Annotated in this window: 15 protein-coding genes; 5 read left to right on the top strand and 10 right to left on the bottom strand. The window is 64.5% G+C overall.

Annotated elements, in window-relative coordinates; all coding sequences use genetic code 11:
- Window positions 1-15: 15 nt before the first annotated feature.
- On the bottom strand, window positions 16-768 hold the full coding sequence (locus tag AB7G19_RS08345) for a metallophosphoesterase family protein (protein ID WP_085405280.1): 753 nt from the start codon (window positions 766-768) through the stop codon (window positions 16-18).
- Between the two features lie 262 nt (window positions 769-1,030).
- Here AB7G19_RS08345 and AB7G19_RS08340 point away from each other — a divergent pair, with 262 nt between their 5' ends.
- On the top strand, window positions 1,031-2,728 hold the full coding sequence (locus AB7G19_RS08340; RefSeq protein WP_085405281.1) for a GMC family oxidoreductase: 1,698 nt from the start codon (window positions 1,031-1,033) through the stop codon (window positions 2,726-2,728).
- A 21-nt stretch (window positions 2,729-2,749) separates the two neighbouring features.
- Entirely contained in the window at window positions 2,750-3,223 is a 474-nt protein-coding gene (locus tag AB7G19_RS08335) for a GNAT family N-acetyltransferase (RefSeq protein ID WP_321576295.1), read from the top strand.
- Here AB7G19_RS08335 and AB7G19_RS08330 read toward each other — a convergent pair.
- Entirely contained in the window at window positions 3,216-3,824 is a 609-nt protein-coding gene (locus AB7G19_RS08330; RefSeq protein ID WP_085405324.1) for a TetR/AcrR family transcriptional regulator, read from the bottom strand. The two genes, AB7G19_RS08335 and AB7G19_RS08330, sit on opposite strands and share 8 nt — an antisense overlap.
- A gap of 79 nt (window positions 3,825-3,903) precedes the next feature.
- On the opposite strand from AB7G19_RS08330, the gene AB7G19_RS08325 reads away from it, so the two are divergent.
- Window positions 3,904-4,803 (top strand): NmrA family NAD(P)-binding protein, encoded by a 900-nt coding sequence (locus AB7G19_RS08325; protein WP_085405282.1) that lies wholly within the window; start codon window positions 3,904-3,906, stop codon window positions 4,801-4,803.
- 18 nt (window positions 4,804-4,821) lie between these two features.
- On the opposite strand, the gene AB7G19_RS08320 is transcribed toward AB7G19_RS08325, so the two are convergent.
- Entirely contained in the window at window positions 4,822-6,315 is a 1,494-nt protein-coding gene (locus tag AB7G19_RS08320; RefSeq protein ID WP_085405325.1) for a carboxylesterase family protein, read from the bottom strand.
- A 21-nt stretch (window positions 6,316-6,336) separates the two neighbouring features.
- Window positions 6,337-7,677: an MFS transporter gene (locus tag AB7G19_RS08315; protein WP_085405283.1), complete on the bottom strand. Its 1,341-nt coding sequence runs from the start codon at window positions 7,675-7,677 to the stop codon at window positions 6,337-6,339.
- A 208-nt stretch (window positions 7,678-7,885) separates the two neighbouring features.
- Between AB7G19_RS08315 and AB7G19_RS08310 the strand changes: the two genes are divergently transcribed.
- Window positions 7,886-8,536 (top strand): TetR/AcrR family transcriptional regulator, encoded by a 651-nt coding sequence (locus AB7G19_RS08310; protein WP_085405284.1) that lies wholly within the window; start codon window positions 7,886-7,888, stop codon window positions 8,534-8,536.
- A 198-nt stretch (window positions 8,537-8,734) separates the two neighbouring features.
- Here AB7G19_RS08310 and AB7G19_RS08305 read toward each other — a convergent pair whose 3' ends face one another.
- The 6 genes from AB7G19_RS08305 to AB7G19_RS08280 are packed head-to-tail and all read right to left on the bottom strand — an operon-like array spanning window position 8,735 to window position 14,628.
- Entirely contained in the window at window positions 8,735-9,520 is a 786-nt protein-coding gene (locus AB7G19_RS08305) for an ABC transporter permease (protein ID WP_085405285.1), read from the bottom strand.
- Window positions 9,517-10,374, bottom strand: coding sequence for an ABC transporter permease (locus AB7G19_RS08300; RefSeq protein WP_244623317.1), 858 nt, complete (start codon window positions 10,372-10,374; stop codon window positions 9,517-9,519). The genes AB7G19_RS08305 and AB7G19_RS08300 overlap by 4 nt, the downstream gene beginning before the upstream one ends.
- 24 nt (window positions 10,375-10,398) lie before the next feature.
- Complete coding sequence (locus AB7G19_RS08295) at window positions 10,399-11,445, bottom strand: ABC transporter substrate-binding protein (RefSeq protein ID WP_167768221.1); 1,047 nt, start codon at window positions 11,443-11,445, stop codon at window positions 10,399-10,401.
- A gap of 27 nt (window positions 11,446-11,472) precedes the next feature.
- Window positions 11,473-12,780 (bottom strand): NAD(P)/FAD-dependent oxidoreductase, encoded by a 1,308-nt coding sequence (locus AB7G19_RS08290; RefSeq protein ID WP_085405327.1) that lies wholly within the window; start codon window positions 12,778-12,780, stop codon window positions 11,473-11,475.
- A gap of 15 nt (window positions 12,781-12,795) precedes the next feature.
- Window positions 12,796-13,509 (bottom strand): HAD family hydrolase, encoded by a 714-nt coding sequence (locus tag AB7G19_RS08285; RefSeq protein WP_085405287.1) that lies wholly within the window; start codon window positions 13,507-13,509, stop codon window positions 12,796-12,798.
- 36 nt (window positions 13,510-13,545) lie between these two features.
- Window positions 13,546-14,628, bottom strand: coding sequence for an ABC transporter ATP-binding protein (locus tag AB7G19_RS08280; RefSeq protein WP_085405288.1), 1,083 nt, complete (start codon window positions 14,626-14,628; stop codon window positions 13,546-13,548).
- Window positions 14,629-14,840: 212 nt separating this feature from the next.
- Between AB7G19_RS08280 and AB7G19_RS08275 the strand changes: the two genes are divergently transcribed.
- Window positions 14,841-15,779 carry a LysR family transcriptional regulator gene (locus tag AB7G19_RS08275; protein ID WP_085405289.1) on the top strand — a complete coding sequence of 313 codons (939 nt, stop codon included), beginning with the start codon at window positions 14,841-14,843 and terminating at the stop codon, window positions 15,777-15,779.
- The last annotated feature ends 16 nt before the right edge of the window (window positions 15,780-15,795 follow it).

The raw sequence follows: 15,795 nt of genomic DNA, 5'->3' as shown, positions 1-15,795 counted from the left end.
CGGTCTTGCTGTTGCCTAGCGGCAGGCCTGCTCGCGCTGAACCCAACCCGTCGCAATCGCGCTTGCCCAGTTGAGCATGCCTTTGCTGCGCGCCAGTGCGGCCATGGCCGCGGTGTCATAGGGCACGTAGCGGATCGTCGCGGACCAGCCTGCGCCGGCATGCTCCAGAATCGCGTAGCACGCATGCGGCGTACCGACCTCGACCACGTAGGGAACGGGCACCTTCCCGTCATAACCGGGCAAGCCGACGCTGCCGGGATTCACGACCAGCCGGCCATCCCTCAGGCGGACCACGCGCGGAATGTGCGTGTGGGCGCACAGGATGATCTCGGCGTCGATCCCCTCAGCTTCAGCCTCGATCGCGTCGATGCCGCTCGGGCGCGGGCAGCCGTCGTCCGCGATGTGGTCGAGCCAGAACGCAGCGTCATCCCTTGGCGATCCATGGCACAGGAACACCCGTCCCTTATAGGTGAGCGTGGACGGCATGCTCGCCATCCAGTCGAAATGCTTGCGCGCGAGCTCACGGAAATCGCTGCGAGGGGAGCCGCCGGCCTCCCAGAGCTCGACGAGGATTCGATCCTGATCGCCCCGTATCGACGGAAAGCCTCGCGCCATCAACAGATCCGCGGTCCTGGCTGCCTCGAGCGGGCCACTGACGTGGTCGCCGAGGTTCACGACCTCGTCGAGGCCGAGCATGGCAATGTCCGCAAGGACGGCTTCAAGTGCCGGACGATTCCCATGCACGTCCGCGATGGCAGCAAATCTCATTTGGCCCCTTCCATTCGGAATGGCCGATTGTTCTCGCTATGCGGGGGATGCAGGACTGGCTAGTCAATTTAGCTACGTCTCTTTAGCTGCATTTGTAGAAGCGCCCGCAAGCTGAGGATCAAATCGGCGCTGGCAGAAGAATTACACGATCGTGGTTGCCAGGCAAGCAATGCGAGTTACGAACTGTCGCGGCAATGCCGACGTGACCTCGGGAAAATAACGCGCTACGTTTCCCGGACAAGACCAAGAGGAAACGCCAATCGTGTACGACTTCATTATCGTCGGCGGCGGCTCGGCGGGGTCCGTGCTGGCCCACCGGCTCTCCGCAAAGAGCGCCAACAAGGTCCTGCTGTGCGAGGCCGGACAGGACACACCGCCCGGCAACGAGCCCGCCGAGATCAGGGACAGCTATCCGGGCACGGCCTATTTCGATCCCCGCTTCCACTGGACCGAACTCAAGGTCACGACCCAGATCGTCAGCCACAACAATCCGAACGAAGCGCGTCCTCCCCTGCGCAAATACGAGCAGGCGCGCGTGCTGGGCGGCGGCTCGTCGATCAACGGCCAGATGGCCAACCGCGGCGCACCGACCGACTACGATGAATGGGACGCGCGGGGCGCCGACGGCTGGAGCTGGAACGACGTGCTGCCTTTCTTCAAGAAGGTCGAGCGCGACCTCGATTTCGACGGCCCGTACCACGGCAAGGACGGCCGAATTCCGGTGCGCAGAATTCCGCGTGAACACTGGACTCGGCATTCGCAGGCGTTCGCCGACGCCTTCCAGCAGGCCGGCCATCAGTTCGTGCCTGACCAGAACGGCGAGTTCGTCGACGGCTATTTTCCGGTGACGCATTCCAATCAGGCCGAGCAACGTGTCTCGGCCGCGATGGGTTATCTCGATCGTGACACGCGCAAGCGCGCCAATCTCACCATCTCCACCAACACGCAGGTCAAGGAGCTGCTGTTCGAAGGCACGCAATGCGTCGGCGTGAAGGCGATGGTCGACGGACAGGAACAGGAATTCCGCGGCCGCGAGATCATCCTGTCCAGCGGCGCGATCCATTCGCCGGCGCATCTCCTGCGCGCCGGCATCGGCCCGGTCGGTCATCTCAAGGATATGGGCATTCCGGTCCTGATGGGGCTGGCAGGTGTCGGTCAGCGCCTGATGGATCATCCTTCGATTTCGCTGTCGTCCTTTGTCCGCCGCGGCGCGCGCATGAACGAGCACACCAGGCGCCACATGCAGCTTGGCCTGCGTTATTCATCCGGGCTGTCGGGCGTACCGAAGGGCGACATGTTCGTCGTCCTGCTCAGCAAATCGGCCTGGCACGCGGTCGGCGAGCAGATCGGCTCGCTGCTGACCTTCGTCAACAAGACCTATTCCGAGACCGGACAGGTCAAGCTCGCCTCGCGCGATCCCGCTGCCGAGCCGATTGTCGAGTTCAATCTGCTGTCCGACCGCCGCGACCTCGATCGCCTGATGAGCGGCTTCCGCAAGATGGCGGCCGTGCAGATGAGCGACGTGGTGAAAGCGGTGACGGACAAGCCGTTTCCGGCCGCCTATACGGACAAGGTGCGCAAGATCGGCGTGGTCAATACCAAAAACAGGATCCTGACCAAGATCGCCGCGACCTTGATGGACGGGCCGGCGGCGCTGCGCCACTACCTGATCGATAATTTCGTCGTCGAAGGTTTCACCTTCGACCAGGTGATGAACGACGACGATGCGCTGGAAGCCTTCGTCCGCAAGGCGACCATCGGGGTGTGGCACGCCTCGTGCTCATGCCGCATGGGCCGGGCCGACGATCCGATGGCGGTGGTCGATAATCAAGGCCGCGTCAAAGGCGTTCAGGGCCTGCGCGTCGTCGACGCCTCGATCTTCCCCGTGGTGCCGTGCGCCAACACCAATTTTCCGGTGCTGATGTCGGCGGAGAAGATCGCTGCGTCGATAATGCAGTGAGGGCTAGCGACTGCCGGGCGGGTGGAGGGATCAATAGATTGCAGCATCCGCCCGGCGCGCGAAGAGGATAGCGGCGAAATCAGCGCCGTCATTCTGCGCGCACCGCGCGAGACAAATGCCAGGGATTACACAGACAAAATCATCGAGCGGGTCGAGCATAGCTTCAGCCCGACCGCCGTTCTGGAGCTGATCCGCAAACGCACGGTCCTTGTTGCCGCCCTTGGCGGCCGCGTCGTTGGAACGGCGAGCCTTGACGGAAGCGTCGTCCGCACGGTCTTCGTGGCTCCCGACGTTCAGGCGCAGGGGATCGGCAAGTTCCTGATGGCCGAGATCGAACGCATCGCGCGCGAGCGAAACATCGCTTTTTTGACCGTCCCATCTTCAGTCACCGCCGAATCCTTCTACGCCCGGCTCGGGTTCAAGGCCGTGCGCGACAGCTACTATGGCGATGAGCGCACGATCATCATGGAGCGATCGCCCGCTGCCCCTATGTAGGCTTGGATTGGCTCGCGGGCGGGAGGAACGGCCATGCCAACATTGCAAGTTCTACGACACCGCGAAGCTCGCCGACAGTCGCGCCGGCTTGCGGCAAATTCATTATCGCCTGCAACACACCAAGGTAGTGCCACGCCAATCCCTCGATGTCCGCTGTCGCCGCCAATTCTCCACTTGCGACCGCCTCGCGTAAAATGCCGCCGAGGATCGCGCGCTGCCGCGTAAGTCCCTGCCGCGCGACCGACTGGCCTGCCGGAGGCAGGTCCACCATCTCAGCGCACGATCGGGCCAGCATGCATCCAGCGGGCCGCGCCGTCTTGCCCGCTCTGGGCAAGAATTCGTGCAACAGCGCTTCAAGCTGTTGGCGCTTCGTCTCGCCTCGAACGGCGCTCATGCGCCGCTCGACGCGCTCGACGTAAGCCGAAAGGACCTCCCCGAATAGGCCGTCCTTGTCTTGGAATCGCTTGTACATGCTGGACCGCGACAAGCCCATCGCCGTCGTCAGTTGATCGATCGACGAGGCCGAATAGCCGTGACGCCAAAACACATCCATCGCGGAGTTGATCACGGCATCGTCATCGAATTGGGGTTTTCCACTCATGCCATTCTCACTTGACATCATGGAACGATCGTTCCAAGTATTTTGAACTGATCGTTCCAAGATACGAAAGGTTATCCGGATGTTCAACCCCTCCCAGCGTAGCGCCGCCCGTACGCGCATTGCGGTGGCGGGAGCCACAGGTCGCGTGGGCTCCGCCTTGATTTCGAAACTGTTCACGGAACCGGTTGAGATTGTGGCATTGACCCGCACGTCGGATGCTGGACGTCTGCCGTCCGGAGTTTCGCCTGCGACCGTGGACTTCGATGCGCGATCGACTTTGGACAACGCGCTGCGCGGAGTTGACCGTCTGTTCCTCGCCCACGGCACGTCCCCCCGGCAAGTCGCCAATGAAATTGCGCTGATCGACGTAGCCGTGGCCGCCGGCGTAGGCCACATCGTCAAATTGTCCGTGTTGGGACCACCGTCTCGGCTACATCCGTTCGACTGGCATGCGCAAATTGAGGCGCATCTTGCGGCCTGCGACGTAGGCTTCACGGTTTTGCGGCCATCGAGTTTCGTCGATATCCTGGCACGGGCTGGCGCTCCAGTCGCCAATGACGCATGGGGCGGGGCAGCCGGCGATGGATTGGTCAACTTGATCGACGCACGCGATGTGGCGGACTCGGCTTTCGCTGTCCTTCTCGACGACGCGCACGTAACTTCTCAGCGCGCCTATCACCTGACCGGGCCAACCGCAGTCAGCATGCCTGAGATAGCAAGTGAAATGTCCAGACTGCTTGGACGTGTCGTCACATATCAGCACCGAAGCCCTGCGGAGCAGCGTGAGAAGCTGATGGCGTCTGGACTCAACGAATTTGTCGCCGACCTGCTGCTCGGTCTGGATCGCCTTTTCTACGAATCGGTCCTCGCAGAAACCACGTCAACTGTTCGCGAGTTGACCGGCCACGCTCCGCGCCCGGTAACCGATTGGCTAAGCGACAACATCTCGGTGTTTCAGGCGACGCATCATGGAGTCTAATCTCATGGTGCTGCCTTGCTACATCGCAGTCACAGCTTGCGCTGCTCCGGACTGCGCCGATAGCTCCGCCCATACGCGGAAGCGCGCGCCGTTGTTGAGCGGCACGATGTGAAACGGCTGGCCGAAGATCGCGAGCGGCTCATGGCCCGGCTCGAACTGCGGCCAGGCTTGCGCGACGTCCGGCATGCCGGTCGTGACGAAGCGCAAGACGCTCGCCTGAAACCGCGCCGCGACATCAATGTCGGCCGGGGTCATCGGCCCGCCCTTGCGCCTGAGGATCGGCCGATCGATGAAATCAGGCAGATGCGCCCACAGGCAGGCATTGTCCGCGCCATGGGTTGGTCCCTGCGACAGGAACGGCTCCAGCGCCGGGCGATGATCGAACCGGCTCAACCACACCGCGCCGCCTGCCGCAGCATGACGCCGCGCGAGATCGGCCATGGGGCGATGCCAGAACGCATCCGACAACAGCGCCTCGTACGGATCCTCGTCGAGGCGCGCGTTGGCGCGATAATACGATAGCAGCCGGCACCAGCCGGCATCGCCGAACGTCGCGCGCACTTGTCGCTCGGTGGTGCGGATCATCGCGGCCGGCGGCATGCTCTTCAGGAACATCACCATCTCGTCGCGGCAGGAGCCGAGCCAGAGCGGAATGTCGCGCAAAGTTTCGTCGGCGAAGACGTCGCGCGGCTCGCACGCGATCACGGTCCCGTCGAGCACCGGACCGAACACGGTGCCTGCGTCCGTCTCGTCCGCGAGCCTGCGTCCGACGCGCTCTACCGCCGCGAACAGCTTTGGCAGCGGCACGGACGCAATCGCGCTGGGATCGCGCGCAAGCTCGAGCTCCTCGAGCACGTGGCGCGCGACATCGTCGGCGTGCCCCGCACTCATGATGTTGCGCCCAGGCGCGCTCAGCGCGAGGGCACGGATAAACTTGCTTCGTGCATGCGGCAGGGTTGCGAGCGCGATCACCATGGAGGCGCCGGCGGATTGTCCCGACAGCGTAATCGCATCCGGATCGCCGCCGAAATTCGCGATGTTGGCACGGACCCAATCGAGCGCCGCGAGCGTATCCTGGAGCGCGAGGTTGTTGGCTTCGGTGAGGCCGTAGCGATGCAGTTGCAGAAAGCCGAGCGGCCCGAGCCGGTAGTTGATGGTGACAATGACGGCCGGACCGTGGGCGGCGAGGAAGGAGCCGTCATAATCGGCGCCGCCGCCGGTGACGAAGGCGCCGCCATGGATGAAGAACTTGACCGGCAGCGGGTGATCCGCCGCCGGCGCCCAGATGTTCAGGCTGAGACAGGATTCCTCGTCAGCATGATCGAGGTGGCCGGGCTGCGGCGCGTAAGCGCCGTAGTCCGTGCATCGGCGCGGCTCCGTCCACGCGAGCGGCGGTGTCGCCCTGGCAAAACGCCGCGCGGTCGCGAACGGCACGCCCTTGAACACGCGTAAGCCGTTCTGCTCGGCGCCGATGATCGGCCCGCTCGTGGTCGAAACTGCGTTGGTCAACATGCGACTTTCACTCATCCCGACTCAGGCGTGCCGCTTGCCGAGATCGGCGATGTCGACATTGAGGGTTTCGCGCGCGGTTGCCGCAGATGCCGCCGAGATCACGCAGCAGCAGGCAACGAAGATTGCCACGGGGATCCAGCCGTTCGGCCCCTCGCCGACCAGGCTCGCACTCACCAGCGGCGTGAAGCCGGCGGCGAGGAAGCCGAGCTGCGTGCCGATCGCCGTGCCGGAGTAACGCACGCGCGCGTCGAACATCTCCGCATAGAACGACGGCCAGATCGCGTTCGGCGCGGCGTAGATGACACCCGAGAGGATCATCGCCGCGGCGAAGATCGCCGGCGTATTCCCCGATGTCACCAGCATGAAATACGGGAACACCAGCACCGCACAGCCGAGCACGCCACCGATGAACACCGGCTTGCGGCCGATCCTGTCGGCCAGCAGCGCCCACAGCGGCTGGGTGATCAGCGCGGTGACATTGCCGAGCACGCCGGCCCACAGCATGGTCGGGCGGGCGACGCCGAACTTGCTGGTGGCATAGCCGAGCGCGAATACCGCGGTCATCGTGCTCACGGTCGCGATCAGCGCGCAGACGATGACGCGCAGCACGTCCGGCCAGTAGTCGCGCATGAGCGTAACGACGGGGAAGCGCGCCACCTGCGCCTTGTCCTTGATGTCTTCGAAGACGGGCGTTTCCGGCATGGTCCTCCGCACCAGGTAGGCGACCAGCAGCACGAGCGCGGAGAGCAGGAACGGAATGCGCCAGCCCCAGCTCAACAACTGGTCTTCCGGCAGACTCGACACCGGGATGAACACCAGTGTTGCAAGGATCGCGCCGGCCTGGGTGCCGCTCAAGGTCCAGCTCGTGAAGAAGGCGCGGTTCGAATTGGCGGAATGCTCCAGCGTCAGCGAGTTGGCTCCGCTCTGCTCGCCGGCAGCCGACAGGCCCTGCAACAGGCGGAGCAGCGTCAGGATGACAGGCGCGGCGTTGCCGATCGTCTTGGCATCCGGCAACAGGCCGATCGCCAGCGTCGAGCCGCCCATCAGAACCAGCGTGAACAAGAGCACCGTCTTGCGGCCAATACGGTCGCCGAAATGGCCGAGGATGACGGCGCCCACGGGCCGGGCGATATAGCCGATGCCGAAGGAGAGCAACGCGAGCAGCGTCGCGGTCGAGGGATCGACATTGGCGAAGAACACTTTTGGAAAGATCAGCGCCGCCGCGGTGCCGTAGATGAAGAAGTCGTAGTATTCGAGCATGCTGCCGACGAAGCTGACCAGCGCGGCGCGCTTCGGCAGCTTGTTCGGCGTGGCTTCCGCGCTGGATGATGCGCGCAGCGGTGCGGTTGACGTCAACGTCATTGAAAGCTCCTCCCCATGTGGCCGGTGCGGTTCGCGTCAGGCAGATCGCCTCGCGCGCGTTTTCTGGTTCTGGTTGCCGCAACTTTGGTCTGGAGCGATGATGTACGAACTAGTACGTTTATGCAATACGCATTGGATCAGTGCCCAGACGGGTGAAATTTGCCTTCACCTTCAAGGTGATCCGTGGAAACTGGCGGGAGAAACAGTGATGCTCGAGCGTATGCCGCCCCCATCGAAGCGCACCAACGACCCCGAGCGCACCAAGCGCGACATCCTCGAAGTGGCGATGGCCGAATTCGCCTCGGAGGGCTATTCCGGCGCCCGCGTCGATGCGATCGCGGCGCGCACGCGCACATCCAAGCGGATGATCTATTACTATTTCGGCGGCAAGGAGCAGCTCTACCTCGCGGTGCTGGAGGAGGCCTATCGCAGCATCCGCGCGCTGGAAGACCAGCTCGACATCGAAAGCTGCGACGCCCGCGAAGGACTGCGCCGGCTGATCGAGGCCACCTTCGACCATGACGAGCGCAATCCGAACTTCATCCGCCTCGTCAGCATCGAGAACATCCACCACGGCAAGCACCTGAAGCAGAATTTGCAACTGCGCCAGCTCAACGCCAGCGTGATCGCGACGCTCGACGGCATCCTCGAGCGCGGACGCGGCGAAGGCGTCTTCCGCGACGACGTCGACGCCATCGACCTTCACCTCGCCATCTCTTCCTACTGCTTCTTCCGCGTCGCCAACCGCCACACCTTCGGCGCCCTGTTCGACCGCGACCTCAGCGAGCCCAGGGTGCTGGCAAAGAGCCGGACGCAGATCGTGGAGATGATCCTGGCGTGGCTGGGAGCGAAGGCTTAGCCGCACACTTGCTGTCATTCCCCGCGACCCGGCTACGCCAAGGCTTCGCCGGGGCTGCGGTCCAGGGGCGCCGAAGCTTTAGCGTAGGCGGCAGGCGGGGAATCCAGTACGCTGCGGCCTATCGAGGAACCACTACCGTCTCTGGAATACTGAATCACCCGCTTTCGCGGGTGATGACGGCGGAGGCCGGAGCCCCCCTCACCCGCCCTTCTTGCCCCGCGTGCTCGCCAGCAGCACCAGCATGAACGACGCCACCGTCATCAGCGTCGAGATCGCGGCGATGGTCGGGTCGATCTCGTCACGCAGCGCGGTGAACATGCGCTTGGTCAGCGGCTGATACTGGCCGCCGGAGATGAACAGCGCGACGATGGTCTCGTCCATCGCCGAGATGAAGGCGAAGATGCCGCCCGCGACCACGCTGGACTTGATCTGCGGCAGCGTCACCGCGAAGAAGCTGCGCAGGCGGTTCATGCCGAGGCTGCGCGCCACCATCTCCTGCGCCGGATCGAAGCTCTGCAAGCCCGCGAGCACCGAGATGACGACGTAGGGCAGGCCCAGCATCACATTCGCCAGCACGAGGCCGGGCATGGTCGCGACCAGGCCGACCTTTGCATAGACGAAGAAGATGCCGACCGCAGTGATGATGATCGGCACCACCAGCGGCAGCAGCAGCGCCATGTGGATGATGCGCATGATGCGCAGCTTCGACTGGCTGATCGCGTAGGCCGCCGCGACCCCGCACGGCGTTGCGATCAGGACCGTGAAGAACGCGACCGTCAGCGTCACCCGCGTCGCCTGCATCCAGGCCGGATTGGCGAAATATTGCTGGTACCAGCGCAGCGAGAACGACGGCGGCGGGAACGTCAGGAAGCGCGCACTGGAAAACGAGATCGGCGCGATGATCAGCACGGGCAGGATCAGATAGACCAGCACCAGCGCGCTGATCACGTAGAGGACAATCCGTGCGGGCGAAGTGCGCGTCATTTCTGCCCCAACACGCGATCGAGCGAGATGAAGCGGCTGACGGCGAAGAAGATCAGGAGCACGCTGAGGAGCAGCACCACGGCGACCGCGCTCGCGGCGCCGAACTGGTTGTAGAGCTCGACATTGCGGCTCACCAGCATCGACACCATCACGGTGCGGCCGCCGCCGAGCAATTCCGGCGTGATGTAGAAGCCGAGGCAGAGCACGAACACCATGGTGCAGCCGGCGAGCACGCCCGGCAGCGACAGCGGCAGGAACACCCGGAAGAAGGTGAGCGACGGGCTCGCCCCCAGGCTCGCGCCGGCCTGCATCAAATCACCGGGGATCTTCTGCATGGTGGCATAGAGCGGCAGCACCATGAACGGCAGCAGGATGTGCACGGTCGCAACCACCGTGCCGAACGTGTTATGCACCAGCGCGAGCGGCTCGGAGATGACATCGAGATAGCGCAGGAGCTGGTTGATCACGCCGGTGCGCTGGAGCAGCGCCAGCCAGGCATAGGCGCGGACCAGCACGGACGTCCAGAACGGCAGCACCACCAGCGACAGGATCAGGATGCTCCACCCTTTCGGCACTGCGTTGGCGAGATAGGCCACGGGATAGCCGAGCAGCAGCGCGATCACGGTGACGGCGAGGCTGATCTCGAAGGTCAGCGCAAAGCTGCGCCAGTAGATGTCTTCGGTGAAGACCCGGCGATAGTTCTCCAGCGTGAAGCCGTCATGGTAGATCGACTGCCAGGCGAGCCAGCCGACCGGCAGTACGATCAGGAGAAGAATCACGAGCAGCGCCGGCGACACCAATGCCAGCATCAGCGCATGCTCGCGGCGCTGATGCTTTTGGGAGGAATCTGGCATGGATGTCGCCAAGGCTGACCTCGCTCACTTCTGCATGAACGACGCCCAGCGCTTCTCGGCGGCCTCGCCCGCGGGCGAGGACCACCAGGCGTAGGACATCAGCGCCTGCTTGGCCGCATTCGCCGGCTCGCTCGGCAGTTGCGCGGCGCGCTCGGGCTTGATCACGCCGGTCTCGAACGCCTTCGGATTGCCCGGACCGTAGTCGATGTGGAGCGGCAGATTGGCCTGGTGCACGGGATCGACGGCCTCGTTGACGAATTTGACTGCCGTCTCCAGATTCGGCGCGCCCTTGAGGATGCAGAGCGAGGTGCTCTGAAGGACGCCCTGGTTGTAGGTGAAGGAGACCTTTGCACCCTCCTTGGCCACCGCGCTGACGCGGCCGTTCCAGGCCATCTCCATGTCGACCTCGCCGTCATTGAGGAGCTGCGCCGACTGCGCGCCTGAGGTCCACCACACGGTGATGTGCGGCTTGATCTCTTCCAGCTTCTTGAAGGCGCGGTCGACGTCGAGCGGGTAGAGCTTGTCGGGCGCAACGCCATCGGCCATCAGCGCGGCCTCGAGCGTCGCGAACGGATGGTTGCGCAGCGCGCGGCGGCCGGGAAATTTCTTCACGTCCCAGAAATCGGCCCAACTGTTCGGCGCGTCCTTCGGGAAGGTCTTCTGGCTGTAGGACAGCACGCTGGAATAGAACTCGTACGACACCGAATAGGGACTGCGATAGGCCTCCGGCATCGCCGCGCCGTTTGGAATCTTCGAAAAGTCGAGCTTCTCGATCAGCCCCTGCTCGCCGCCGCGCAGGCAGTTGCCGGTCGGGGTGTCGACGACGTCCCAGATCGGCTTGCCGCTGCCGACCTGCGTCTTGATCGCGGGCCAGGCGTCCGGGATGGAGTCCTGGTTGATGGTGATGCCGAGCTTCTTGGCGGAGGGATCGAGGATCGCCACCGTCTGCGCCGCCTGATAGGCGCCGCCTTGCGAGACGAAGGTGATCTGCTCGGCGGCGCTCGCCGCAGTGGTAAATCCGATTGCGCCCAGCATTGCACAGCCCAATCCAAAATTGCGTGTCGTCATCATCCTCGCCTCCTCCATCACCAAATAATCTCACTGACCGATCGCATCGAGAAACTGGTACCAGCCGGCGACCATGCGCACGGCGGGCTCGCGCAGCGGATAGAACGGGATCGTCTTCATGCGCCTGATATCGAGCAGCCCGACCTCGGGCGTCTCGCCGCGCACGAAGGCGGCGAGATAGCGGCCCATCAGGCTCGACATCGCAACACCCGCGCCGTTGTAGCCCATCGAGACCAGCGTGCGGTCGTCGAGCCGGCCGATATGCGGCACCGAGTCCAGCGTCATCGCGACGAGGCCCGACCATTTGTAGGCGAGCGGCACATCGGCAAGATCCGGGAAGATGCCGACCATCGCCTTGCGCAAGGCGTCGAAGGCAGCTTGCGAGTCCTGCTTGCCGAAAGCACCGCGCCCGCCGAAGATGACGCGATTGTCGACCATGCGGAACCAGCGCATCATGCGCTTGGTCTCGGTGTAGGTCCGACCCGTCGGCATCAGCTTGCCCGCGAGATTGCGCGGCAGCTGCTCGGTCGCGACCAGGGCGCTGCGGAACGGGATCAGCGTGCGCTGCATGTGCGCGGTCGCGCTGGTGAGATCGGAGTAGCTGTTGGTGGCGATGATCGCCTGTTTCGCGCGCACCGCGCCTTGCGGCGTCTCGGCGACGATGCCGCCGTTCTCACGCCGGAGTTTGACCACCGGCGACTCCTGGAAGATCGGAACACCACGGCGCGCGACGCCATCGGCGAGCCCGCGCAGATAGTTCAGCGGATGAATGCCGCCGGAGCCGGGATTGAGCACGCCGCCGACGAAAATGTCCGAGCCGGTCTCGTCGCGTACGCCATGTTTGTCGAGGATGCGGACCTCGGCGGAGCCCATCTCGCGCGTCATCCAGTTGGCTTCGTCGATCGCGGCTTTCAGCGTCGTCTCGTTATGCGCGGCCTTGACCTGGCCCGTGCGCGTCAGCGCCGCGCTGGCGATGCCGAATTCGGACACCAGCTCCTCGACCATGTCAGTCGATTCATGCGCGATCTCGTACATGCGCTGCGCCATGGCGCGGCCATGGGCGGCGTCGATCTCGCGGAACGACAGGCGGAATTTTGCGGTGATCACCCCGCCGTTGCGGCCGCTTGCGCCCCAGCCGGGACGGTTCGCCTCCAGCACGACCGGCGACAGGCCGCTCTTGGCGATGTGGTGCGCGGCGGACAGGCCCGTGTAGCCTGCACCGATGATCACCACATCCGCCTGTTGCTCGCCCGACAGCACGGGAAACGCGCGCGCCGGCTCCGCCGTGGCTTCCCACAGCGAGTTGGCCGATGGCAATGCGCTCCAGTCCCGTGTCATGCCGCCGCTCATGCCTTACGCCGGCCCGATCGCCGCGTCCGCCAGCGCCTTCAGCGTCGGGAAGTGGAAGTCCGGCTTGGTCAGCGTCTCCACCGCCGGCGTGCCGCCAAACCCGCCGATGCCCTGGCGGCGCTCGATCCAGCACACCTTGTAGCCGAGCTTTCGCGCGATCCCGATGTCGTGGTACTGGCTCTGCGCGACGTGCAGGATGTCGGACTGCTTGTAGCCGAAAGCTGACTGGCGTCCCTTGTTGTAGGCGAAGAACTCCGGGTTCGGCTTGGCAACGCCGGTATCGTCGGCGCAGACGGTGTCGTCGAAGGGATTGCCGAGCGCGTGCGCGTAGCAGGAGAGCGCGACGCGGTCGGCATTGGTCATCGCGACCAGCCGGAATTTCGTGCGCAGGCGCTTCAGCGCCTCGACCGAATCCGCGAACGGCCCCCAGCGCAGCACCGAAAGCTGGAACACATCGCAGGACGCATCGTCGGAGGGAAGCCCGAGCTCCTTGGCGAGATGGCGATAGACGTGGAACATCGCCTCGCTCGAGCGCTCATAATGCTTGTCGCGGCCGCGCTTGTAGGGCTCGAAGATCTGCTCGTCGCTGAGCTCGGCCGGCGACTTGCCGGAGATCTTGCGCACCGCGGAGAGCACGCCGGTCTCGAAATCGATCAAGGTGCCGACGACGTCGAAGGTGAGAACCTTGAAATTGCTGAACGAGGCTGCTGACGACATCTTTGGTTTCTTCTCTCGGTTGAACAGGGCTTGAGTTCAGTCCCCCGCCCTGGGGACAACGATGGTGTCCTCGGGGTGAAGGGTCACGGTGAGGCTGCCGCCGAGCGGCGGGATGCGGCTGTAGGCCTGGTGATAGCTCGGCTGGCGCAGGCTGAGCGCGATGCCATCGGTGAGCGCCAGGAAGATGCGCAGGCTCTCGCCCTGGTAGACGATGTCGGTGACCGTTCCGGTCAGCCGGTTGCAGGCGGCATCCTGCGCGCCGTCGTCGATCAGGAGCTTTTCGCTGTGCACGGCCAGCATCAAGGCATCGCCATCGGGAATGGCACGGGCGCTGCGCAGCAGCGCATTGCCGAGCGCGACGCTGGAGGCATCGACGCGGCGAACCGGCAGCATCGTCGCTTCCCCGATGAAGCTCGCGACGAAGGAATCCGCGGGATGATCGTGCAGCCGCTCGGGCGCGTCGATCTGGATCAGCCGGCCGTCCTTCATCACGGCGACGCGGTCGCTCATGGTCAGCGCCTCGCGCTGGTCGTGGGTAACGTAGATGATGGTGGCGCCGATGCGCCGGTGCAGCGCGCGCAGCTCGATCTGCATGGATTCGCGGAGCTGCTTGTCGAGCGCAGAGAGCGGCTCGTCCATCAGGATCAGGCGCGGCTCGAAGATCATCGCACGCGCCAGCGCCACGCGCTGGCGCTGGCCGCCGGAGAGCTGCGCGATGCCGCGCTCTTCATAGCCGGCGAGACCGACCATCGCGAGCGCCGCGCGCACCTTGTCGGGCCAGCTCGCTTGCGGCAGGCGCCGTGCGCGCAGGGGAAAGGCGACGTTCTCGCCGACGCTCATATGCGGGAACAGCGCGTAGTTCTGGAACACCACGCCGATGTCGCGCTTGTGCGGCGGCATCCAGGTGACGTCACGACCGCCGAACAGGATGGTTCCGCTCGATGGCAGGATGAAGCCGCCGAGAATTCCAAGCAGCGTGGTCTTGCCGGAGCCGGAGGGCCCGAGCAGCGAGACGAATTCGCCGGCGCCGACATTGAGCGAAACGTCGTCGAGAGCGCGAACGGGGCCATACGCCTTGCTCGCGGACCTGATCTCGACGCTTTCCGCTCGTTTGTCCAACGATCGACCTCGCCTCGTTCCCTGCAATGGCGTGCCTCACTGCGCGCCATAAGCCTGCTTTATAGACAGGAATTTTGAGCACTCACGGCCGAAGCGTGCACCGCACCAAATCTTCGTTCGCAAGCCCTGTCTTTAGGCTGTGATGCCAATGACACCAGACTTGGCAAAACTCGGCAATTGCCAAATTCTCACCGCGTCCATAACATGGCGTTATGCCCGAGCTACGCCGGATGCTGCCCTCCAGTAACGCCCTGTTCGTCTTCGACGCAGCGGCGCGCAATGGCAGTTTCACGGCGGCAGCAGCCGAGCTCAACGTCACGCAGCCGGCGGTAAGCCGCATGCTCGGACAGTTCGAGGAGCATCTCGGCGTCCGCCTGTTCGACCGCACTGCGGGGCGCGCGGTGCTCACCGAGGAAGGCGAGCTGCTTTATCGCCGCGTGCTCGAAGGCTTTCGCAGCATCGAGACCGGGCTCGTCGAGATCGAGCGGCGCCGCAAGGGCACCGAGACGGTGACGCTGTCGGTCTCCTCCGCCTTCACCACGCATTGGCTGATGCCGCGCATCGACAAGCTCCAGAAGCAGTTTCCCGAGGTCGATCTGCGCTTCCAGCTGATCTCCGGCGCGCTACGCGGGCCGGTGGAGAATGTCGACCTCGGCATGCGATTCCGTGACCGCGACGAGCCGTCATCCGGCGGCACGCTGGTGATGAAGGAAGTCATGCTGCCGATGTGCAGCCCTGGCTATCTCGGCGAGACCGATCCCGCTGAAGGCAACACCATCATTCGCCTCGCCGAGACGCCGGGCGATTGGGCGGCGGATTACACCTCGCTTCTGACCGGCCGCCGCGGCGCGGCCAAGGCGCTGAGCTTCACCGATTATGCCGTCGTGATGCAGGCCGCCCTGCTGGGCCAGGGCATCGCACTCGGCTGGCTGACGGTGGCCTCGCACTGGCTCCTGACCGGCGCGCTCGTGCCGGCCTCCGAGACGCTCACCACCACGCGGCGCATCTGCGAATTCCTGCCGCCGCGCAACCGTCCGATGCGCCCCATCGCCGCCGAGATCCGCGACTGGATCATCGCGCAGATGAAAAGCGAGATCGCCGCGATCGACCTGCTCTATCCGAAGCTCGGCGCGATGGCTGCCTGCTATTGAGGCCGAACGATCACCG

It is taken from the genome of Bradyrhizobium sp. 215_C5_N1_1, from assembly GCF_052075935.1.
Classification (GTDB): domain Bacteria; phylum Pseudomonadota; class Alphaproteobacteria; order Rhizobiales; family Xanthobacteraceae; genus Bradyrhizobium; species Bradyrhizobium barranii.
Note: the sequence above shows the minus strand (reverse complement) of the source record. Positions and strands in the feature narration are given on the sequence as shown.

What these genes read in the sequence shown, in the direction of transcription:
- AB7G19_RS08275 (WP_085405289.1), top strand. Translation starts at nt 14,841, where the DNA reads ATGCCCGAGCTACGCCGGATGCTGCCCTCCAGTAACGCCCTGTTCGTC.
- AB7G19_RS08300 (WP_244623317.1), bottom strand. Translation starts at nt 10,374, where the DNA reads ATGCCAGATTCCTCCCAAAAGCATCAGCGCCGCGAGCATGCGCTGATG.
- AB7G19_RS08285 (WP_085405287.1), bottom strand. Translation starts at nt 13,509, where the DNA reads ATGTCGTCAGCAGCCTCGTTCAGCAATTTCAAGGTTCTCACCTTCGAC.
- AB7G19_RS08310 (WP_085405284.1), top strand. Translation starts at nt 7,886, where the DNA reads ATGCTCGAGCGTATGCCGCCCCCATCGAAGCGCACCAACGACCCCGAG.
- AB7G19_RS08320 (WP_085405325.1), bottom strand. Translation starts at nt 6,315, where the DNA reads ATGTTGACCAACGCAGTTTCGACCACGAGCGGGCCGATCATCGGCGCC.
- AB7G19_RS08315 (WP_085405283.1), bottom strand. Translation starts at nt 7,677, where the DNA reads ATGACGTTGACGTCAACCGCACCGCTGCGCGCATCATCCAGCGCGGAA.
- AB7G19_RS08345 (WP_085405280.1), bottom strand. Translation starts at nt 768, where the DNA reads ATGAGATTTGCTGCCATCGCGGACGTGCATGGGAATCGTCCGGCACTT.
- AB7G19_RS08305 (WP_085405285.1), bottom strand. Translation starts at nt 9,520, where the DNA reads ATGACGCGCACTTCGCCCGCACGGATTGTCCTCTACGTGATCAGCGCG.
- AB7G19_RS08295 (WP_167768221.1), bottom strand. Translation starts at nt 11,445, where the DNA reads ATGATGACGACACGCAATTTTGGATTGGGCTGTGCAATGCTGGGCGCA.
- AB7G19_RS08325 (WP_085405282.1), top strand. Translation starts at nt 3,904, where the DNA reads ATGTTCAACCCCTCCCAGCGTAGCGCCGCCCGTACGCGCATTGCGGTG.
- AB7G19_RS08290 (WP_085405327.1), bottom strand. Translation starts at nt 12,780, where the DNA reads ATGACACGGGACTGGAGCGCATTGCCATCGGCCAACTCGCTGTGGGAA.
- AB7G19_RS08330 (WP_085405324.1), bottom strand. Translation starts at nt 3,824, where the DNA reads ATGAGTGGAAAACCCCAATTCGATGACGATGCCGTGATCAACTCCGCG.